The sequence below is a fragment of the Nostoc sp. genome, from assembly GCF_041747015.1.
Classification (GTDB): domain Bacteria; phylum Cyanobacteriota; class Cyanobacteriia; order Cyanobacteriales; family Nostocaceae; genus Nostoc.
Map to the genome: position 1 here is coordinate 1 of NZ_JBGTFY010000054.1, position 5,571 is coordinate 5,571.

Annotated in this window: 8 protein-coding genes and 1 pseudogene; 7 read left to right on the forward strand and 2 right to left on the reverse strand. The window is 41.4% G+C overall.

Features of this window, described 5'->3' with window-relative positions:
• Positions 1 to 99: 99 nt before the first annotated feature.
• The 4 genes from ACEW80_RS04050 (at position 100) to ACEW80_RS04065 (ending at position 2,072) form a co-directional block, all read left to right on the forward strand.
• A complete protein-coding gene (locus tag ACEW80_RS04050) occupies positions 100 to 567 on the forward strand; it encodes a ParA family protein (protein WP_373525356.1) in 468 nt (155 codons plus the stop codon).
• The gene (locus ACEW80_RS04055) at positions 560 to 958 is read left to right on the forward strand and encodes a hypothetical protein (protein WP_373525357.1); all 399 of its coding nucleotides are present in this window, start codon (positions 560 to 562) and stop codon (positions 956 to 958) included. The genes ACEW80_RS04050 and ACEW80_RS04055 overlap by 8 nt, the downstream gene beginning before the upstream one ends.
• 80 nt (positions 959 to 1,038) lie before the next feature.
• Positions 1,039 to 1,533: a DUF4365 domain-containing protein gene (locus ACEW80_RS04060; RefSeq protein ID WP_373525358.1), complete on the forward strand. Its 495-nt coding sequence runs from the start codon at positions 1,039 to 1,041 to the stop codon at positions 1,531 to 1,533.
• On the forward strand, positions 1,530 to 2,072 hold the full coding sequence (locus ACEW80_RS04065) for a hypothetical protein (protein WP_373525359.1): 543 nt from the start codon (positions 1,530 to 1,532) through the stop codon (positions 2,070 to 2,072). The genes ACEW80_RS04060 and ACEW80_RS04065 overlap by 4 nt, the downstream gene beginning before the upstream one ends.
• A gap of 138 nt (positions 2,073 to 2,210) precedes the next feature.
• On the opposite strand, the gene ACEW80_RS04070 is transcribed toward ACEW80_RS04065, so the two are convergent.
• Positions 2,211 to 3,185 carry a tyrosine-type recombinase/integrase gene (locus tag ACEW80_RS04070; protein WP_373525360.1) on the reverse strand — a complete coding sequence of 325 codons (975 nt, stop codon included), beginning with the start codon at positions 3,183 to 3,185 and terminating at the stop codon, positions 2,211 to 2,213.
• 325 nt (positions 3,186 to 3,510) lie between these two features.
• Here ACEW80_RS04070 and ACEW80_RS04075 point away from each other — a divergent pair, with 325 nt between their 5' ends.
• The 3 genes from ACEW80_RS04075 (at position 3,511) to ACEW80_RS04085 (ending at position 4,899) form a co-directional block, all read left to right on the forward strand.
• Complete coding sequence (locus tag ACEW80_RS04075; RefSeq protein WP_190937474.1) at positions 3,511 to 4,110, forward strand: hypothetical protein; 600 nt, start codon at positions 3,511 to 3,513, stop codon at positions 4,108 to 4,110.
• A 109-nt stretch (positions 4,111 to 4,219) separates the two neighbouring features.
• On the forward strand, positions 4,220 to 4,537 hold the full coding sequence (locus ACEW80_RS04080) for a hypothetical protein (RefSeq protein WP_373525361.1): 318 nt from the start codon (positions 4,220 to 4,222) through the stop codon (positions 4,535 to 4,537).
• Positions 4,534 to 4,899 (forward strand): retroviral-like aspartic protease family protein, encoded by a 366-nt coding sequence (locus tag ACEW80_RS04085; protein WP_373525362.1) that lies wholly within the window; start codon positions 4,534 to 4,536, stop codon positions 4,897 to 4,899. Before ACEW80_RS04080 ends, ACEW80_RS04085 begins: the two co-directional genes overlap by 4 nt.
• A 275-nt stretch (positions 4,900 to 5,174) precedes the next feature.
• Here the strand turns inward: ACEW80_RS04085 and ACEW80_RS04090 are convergent.
• Positions 5,175 to 5,571 (reverse strand): annotated as a pseudogene (locus tag ACEW80_RS04090) (hypothetical protein); the annotation flags it as partial.

Below are 5,571 nucleotides of genomic sequence, written 5' to 3' on the forward strand. Positions count from 1 at the left end.
GGATGATTGCAGGCTGGTTGCATTTAATCCTGGCTCAGTTGCATTTAATCCTGGTTCAAATGAAATTATAGTTGCAAATAATCCTGGCTGAAAACAACGATGATTGCAGGTTGGGGGATTTATAATTGCAGGTCGCTACATGTAGCCAATATCTTTGATTATGTCCTGATTGACGTGCAACCATCGCGCTCCCAACTATGCCTAACAGCAGTGGGAACGTCTGATTATGTCATCATCCCCGTCGAAGCCAACGTTAAGGGAACCAATAGCTTAATTGATACCCTGAGCTTCTTAACAGAACAAGCCAACTTAATGGCATTTACAGGCAGAGTATTAGGGATAGTTCCTTTTCGCGATCGCTGGGTAGGAAACACCCAAACTTTAGAAGGCAGGCAAAATATTGAAGCGATGCGAGAGTTTGCTCTCGACATCCCAATTTTACCTTCTATCCGCGAGTCGGAGAAGTTTAAAAGTGCAATCCGACAAGGCAAATTGTTGTCAGACCTGGGGCAATCCGACCTGCAATATCCCTTTGAGCAAATTATTGAGGCGTTAACTCATGAGTGATGCACTAGAGCGATTGAAACAGCGGAATCGTCCGAGTGTCAAGAGTCGAGATACCTCGCTCAGTTCTGGAAGTCCAGATACCTCGATATCTAGAAGTCAAGAAAGTCAGATACCTGAAACTGACGAAAATCAGGCTACTGTATCTTTTCAGCCGTTGCAAACAAAGCAGAGTACGCTGCGGTTGGAGCAGGGAGTAAGCTCACGCCTACAAGAGGTGTGTCGGGAGAACAGCATTTGTCGTGAGGTTCTGATTGAAGCCATGTTTGAGTATTGTGAGGCAAATCCAGAATTTCTCAGTGCAGTGTTATCTGAAGCGATAACGAAGAATGATTACAGGCAACAAGTGGCAAATATGCGACGGGCGAAGTCGATGATGCAAAAGTTCTCTTAGCGCATTCTTATGAATTGCCATCAAGCTTTGAGTAACAATCGATGCTGTTGGCATTAGCTTGACTTGTAATTTGTAATTTAATGGATATTAACCAACAAAAAGAACAATTTAGCATCACCTATATCAGAGCCATCGCTGCCGTTGCAGGTTATTCTTTATATAGACCAGAAGTCGATAACGACAGCGTAGACTTAGGCATAGTTAGCAGGGGCGGTACAGGTAAAATCCTTTCCCCAAGACTAGAACTACAAGTAAAATGTACATCCAGAGATATTCTGGATGAAAACTATATTAAATATCCCCTCAATCTCAAAAACTATAATGATTTAAAAATCAATGCCCTTGTCCCTCGGATTTTAGTTGTCGTTTTAGTTCCAGAAAAAATAACAGAGTGGATAAAACAAACCGAAGATGAACTTTGTATTAGACATTGTGCTTACTGGGTATCCTTGCGCGAAATGCCAGACACCGAAAATACAACCAATGTTACTATTGAAATACCCCGTAGTAATCAGTTGACATCAGATGCACTCAAAGCCATCATTCAACGCATTAGTTTTGGAGATTTGCCATGAAAGTTACTATTAAAGACAGTCAAATACTCAAAACTGTTAACCCTAATGTGATACAGGCACATTTGCAAGCAACAGGCTGGCATGAAACAGGGCGTATATATAATGATGTAGGGGAAATTTGGCGACTGAAAAAAGATGCCGTTCCTGAATATGAAATCCTGCTACCTCTCAAACATGAATTAGGAGATTATGCCGAAAGAATCAGCGATATATTAAAAACATTGGAGACAGTAGAAAATCGTGACCAAGTTGATATATTAAGCGAATTTATTACCAATTATCCCAACTTCACCATGCAAGGTGTAGTCATGCAAATTTCCACTCCATTAATTGATCAACTGAGTGGAGAAATTACTTTACTAGGTGAAGTTTTTGATAAATTACGAGAAATCAAAACAGAACTAGCAGACCATGATTATATCTTAGCCATTAAAGCCTATCAGGAACGTTTACCAATTCGCTGCACAGGTGATTTAGTAAAAGTTGATAATCATTTTATCCTGAAAAATCCCCATAATTTGCAAATTGGTAATATCTAATTTCAACCTAGCTACGATTGTTAGGTTTTTTCTAAAATCAAGGAATTGCATGGTATTGATGTTATCACTTTCCAGTCTCAACCTATTTAATTCACATTAGGCGTAAATTATATAATTTGACTATCTCTGATTAATAAGTTAAATCAAATCATCAAGCTGCCTGGTCAAAGCACCTTGCAAATCGACGCGGTTATCGTCGTAAATAATCACAGTCCTGGGGTCAGAGTGGCGGCTTAATTTTTGAGTAGCCCGAATATTACCATTATTTTGGTTCAGCGCTTCAGTAATAGCGCTATGTCTTACTCGGTGGGGACTCATCTGCTTTTCAATTCCCGCCAACTTGCAATATTTGACAACAATTAGACGTATTGCTTCCCCAGTTAACCTATTACCAAACCTTACCGGGTCGAGGGAAATAAAAATGGGTTCGTTAGGCTTATCAGCAGCATTAGATGCTTGCAACCAATCAGAAATTGAAGCAGCCGTTTTTTGAGAAATTGTCACCAACTCCCGTTCCCCATTGCGTCCCTTACCGCTAACCTCGATTTGACATCTGGCATATTTAAAATGCTTCACATCTAAACTGGGAATCTCCCCGCGCCGCAGGGCATTACTCCACAACAGCCGCATGATGGAATAATCGCGCTGACCCGCCAGAGTCGAAGTATCGATCGCCTCAAATAACTTAATCACCTCCCTTACCTCAATCCCCTTAGTATCCCGATAGGGTCTAACTTTCTCATTTTTAATCACTTCCAGGTCGTAATCGCAGATGTCAAAAATCTGCCCCATTTCCACCAAAGATTTTATCGCGCTGATTCTGCGGTTAATCGTCGCTGGCGCTAAACCTTGCTCAAAAAGATGGTTGCGGTAGGCGACCACTACCGCGATCGCCTGCGTTTTTGACAGCGATAAAAATTCGCGGGCCAGGTCAGATGTTAATTCACGACCGGGAGCAATGAGACTAAAGAAATTTCGCAAGTCATGAGAATAAGCCCTGCGGGTATGTTCCGACCGTTTTTGCGTCAGTAACACTTCGAGAATTTGTTTACTATCGTTCTGTGTAATTGCACTGGCATAGGTGATTGAGCGGAGCGTGATGATACCAGACATAGACGAAAACCGTTGATTTAGGCGGGTTGTGCGCGTTAAGTGCTTGTTAAAACGTGCATTCTCACAATCACTTTACATTACGATTAACTTTATTTTCCCCGATTCTTTGGCTTTTTCATCGTCATTAATCCGCAGTCGTTATGATTTGGACTTTAATTGTTTTAAAGTGCTGTAAGTCACAAGGTACGAATGCAATTCTCTCGCGCCTTGCTCTGCATTAAAAATGGTCGAGCGAACAATGCTTTCTCGATCCAATTCCTGATATGTTGATAGCATTGCTATCTACTTGATATCGATAGCTGTTGCTATCAATTGCGATATCACTATGCCTGACGAGAACAAACCCAGCGAGATGATCCGCGTACCCACTCCCCTGATTCCAGCAGTTAGGGAGTTATCCCGGCTGCACCGACAAGGACTCTCAAGCGAGGTGCTTCACTCTTTAGATGATTTGATAGCAGCGTTAGATAATGGCAGGGGTAGTCCCCACAATCACCTCTCTCAAAACATATCGACGATTTGCTCTCGTCTGGATAATCTAGAATTACGTTTGTCGGGTGATATTAGTAGCGATGCATCCAGTAACCAGCATCTCGCCGATTTAGAACAAAAAATCGACTCTATAAATAATCGGCTAGCACAATTTGCCGAGGTAATTATGCAGCTTCAAAGTAATATTAATAATCAACCAAGGCGGGGTAAGTCATACTACGGCAATTCTTATAATCAAGGGCAACCTGTTAAGTTTCAGCCAATTACAGAAGAAAGTTTGGCTTCAAGGTTAGGGGTAACTCCAGAAACTATTCGTAAGGAAAGAGAAAGTCAACCCGCGCCGCTTTTTTTCGCATGGTCTAAGCGCAAGGATACTTCTGGTATTGGCTGGGAATTTAATCAGAAAACGGGATTGTATCATCCAATTACTTGAACCCGACAGCGATGATTATTTTAATAAACGCAGCTGAGGCGGAAATCCCGGTTCACTCTTTGATAGCTTTACCGTTAAAATAATAGATATTGGTTTATAGGTAAAAAGCATGACAGAAACCAAGTCTACCCGTGTTGTCCGTAGGGGGAGAATATTTCCCGAAATCCAATGGAATGAGTCACAAAAAGCACGACGTGAAGCCGAACGCGAGGCTTTTTACCAACGTTGTAAACCTATTTTTGAGCGAGTAAAATCAGAATTAATTGAAACTCACTACAACTGGTTTGTTGCAGTTGAACCGGATAGTGGAGAATATTTTGTTGATAAAGATTTAGAAGTAGTCTCATTACAGTGTCGCCAACAGCATCCAGACAAAATCCACTATAGTTTTCGGATTAATGAGTCTGGGGCTTGCGGCACAATATGACGATTTCCGGTTTTTTTGGTGATGAGGATGCACTACTTTTTGAAATTAATTTAATAACATCAGATGGATTAGAATTACCTGTTGAGGCGATGTTTGATACAGGTTTTTCGTATTGGTTAGCGATTAATGACCAAGATATAGATGCACTTGGTTGGGAGCGTTTACGAGAGCAAACAATGCGAACTGCACGGGGAGATGTAAAATTTGACATCTATGTTGGTCAAGTACTATTTGATGGTCAAGAGTTTGACATCCCTGTACATGTTGGCAAAGATTTAACAGAAGTTTTACTCGGTCGTCAATGGTTAACAAATCGTCGGTTAGTCGTTGATATACAGTTGGGTGAATTGACGTTGGGATAAGTACGACCGATAAAAAGAGAGAAAAATCCCTCAAGATTTTTAAAAATTTATCAATTGTCTATTTGTTGGCAGATTTGTTATTAGTGTCTGGTAGACACACAACGGACACGTCACAGACATCTGGTGTCAAAACGTGTCCGCTGTGTGTCTGCTCTAATGTCTGAACGTGTCCATACTGTATAAGGCTTTTAGGGTTTAGTGTCTGTAGTGTCTGGTGTCCGATGTCCGCGAAAAAAGGGTGTTTTTGGGAGTAGACACGCGGACACAGAAAGCGGCTAAATTTGATTGAGCTTGATAACACCCTCGCCTATCCAGTCAGCCATACCTGCCCCCACAATTTCATACATCCAGCCCTTGATTTGCTCAACAGTGAATCTCTCACCAGCCACTTTAAAATTGCCCTTAAACTCTCTAACATCAGCTGATATTCGTTCAGTTCTAGTGAGATATTCATACAGTTTTTGCGCCATTGGTGATAGTTTAGTTTTTTCTTCTTGGCTATCACTTGCCTTGCTACCAAGATTGATTTCCAGTTCATAAATGCGCTCTAAAGTAGCTTTGTCAATGGGGGGATTGGGGTTAGATTCTGCTGGGAGAGCGTCGCTAAAGTCAGATATTTTCGCTGTCATTTTGGGCAGATTGACATCAAGCCATTGGCTAGAACTATCAAGC

Bases quoted from the DNA above. Each gene is read 5' to 3' on its own strand.
- ACEW80_RS04050 (WP_373525356.1), top strand. From the start codon at position 100: ATGATTGCAGGTTGGGGGATTTATAATTGCAGGTCGCTACATGTAGCC.
- ACEW80_RS04055 (WP_373525357.1), top strand. From the start codon at position 560: ATGAGTGATGCACTAGAGCGATTGAAACAGCGGAATCGTCCGAGTGTC.
- ACEW80_RS04060 (WP_373525358.1), top strand. From the start codon at position 1,039: ATGGATATTAACCAACAAAAAGAACAATTTAGCATCACCTATATCAGA.
- ACEW80_RS04065 (WP_373525359.1), top strand. From the start codon at position 1,530: ATGAAAGTTACTATTAAAGACAGTCAAATACTCAAAACTGTTAACCCT.
- ACEW80_RS04070 (WP_373525360.1), bottom strand. From the start codon at position 3,185: ATGTCTGGTATCATCACGCTCCGCTCAATCACCTATGCCAGTGCAATT.
- ACEW80_RS04075 (WP_190937474.1), top strand. From the start codon at position 3,511: ATGCCTGACGAGAACAAACCCAGCGAGATGATCCGCGTACCCACTCCC.
- ACEW80_RS04080 (WP_373525361.1), top strand. From the start codon at position 4,220: ATGACAGAAACCAAGTCTACCCGTGTTGTCCGTAGGGGGAGAATATTT.
- ACEW80_RS04085 (WP_373525362.1), top strand. From the start codon at position 4,534: ATGACGATTTCCGGTTTTTTTGGTGATGAGGATGCACTACTTTTTGAA.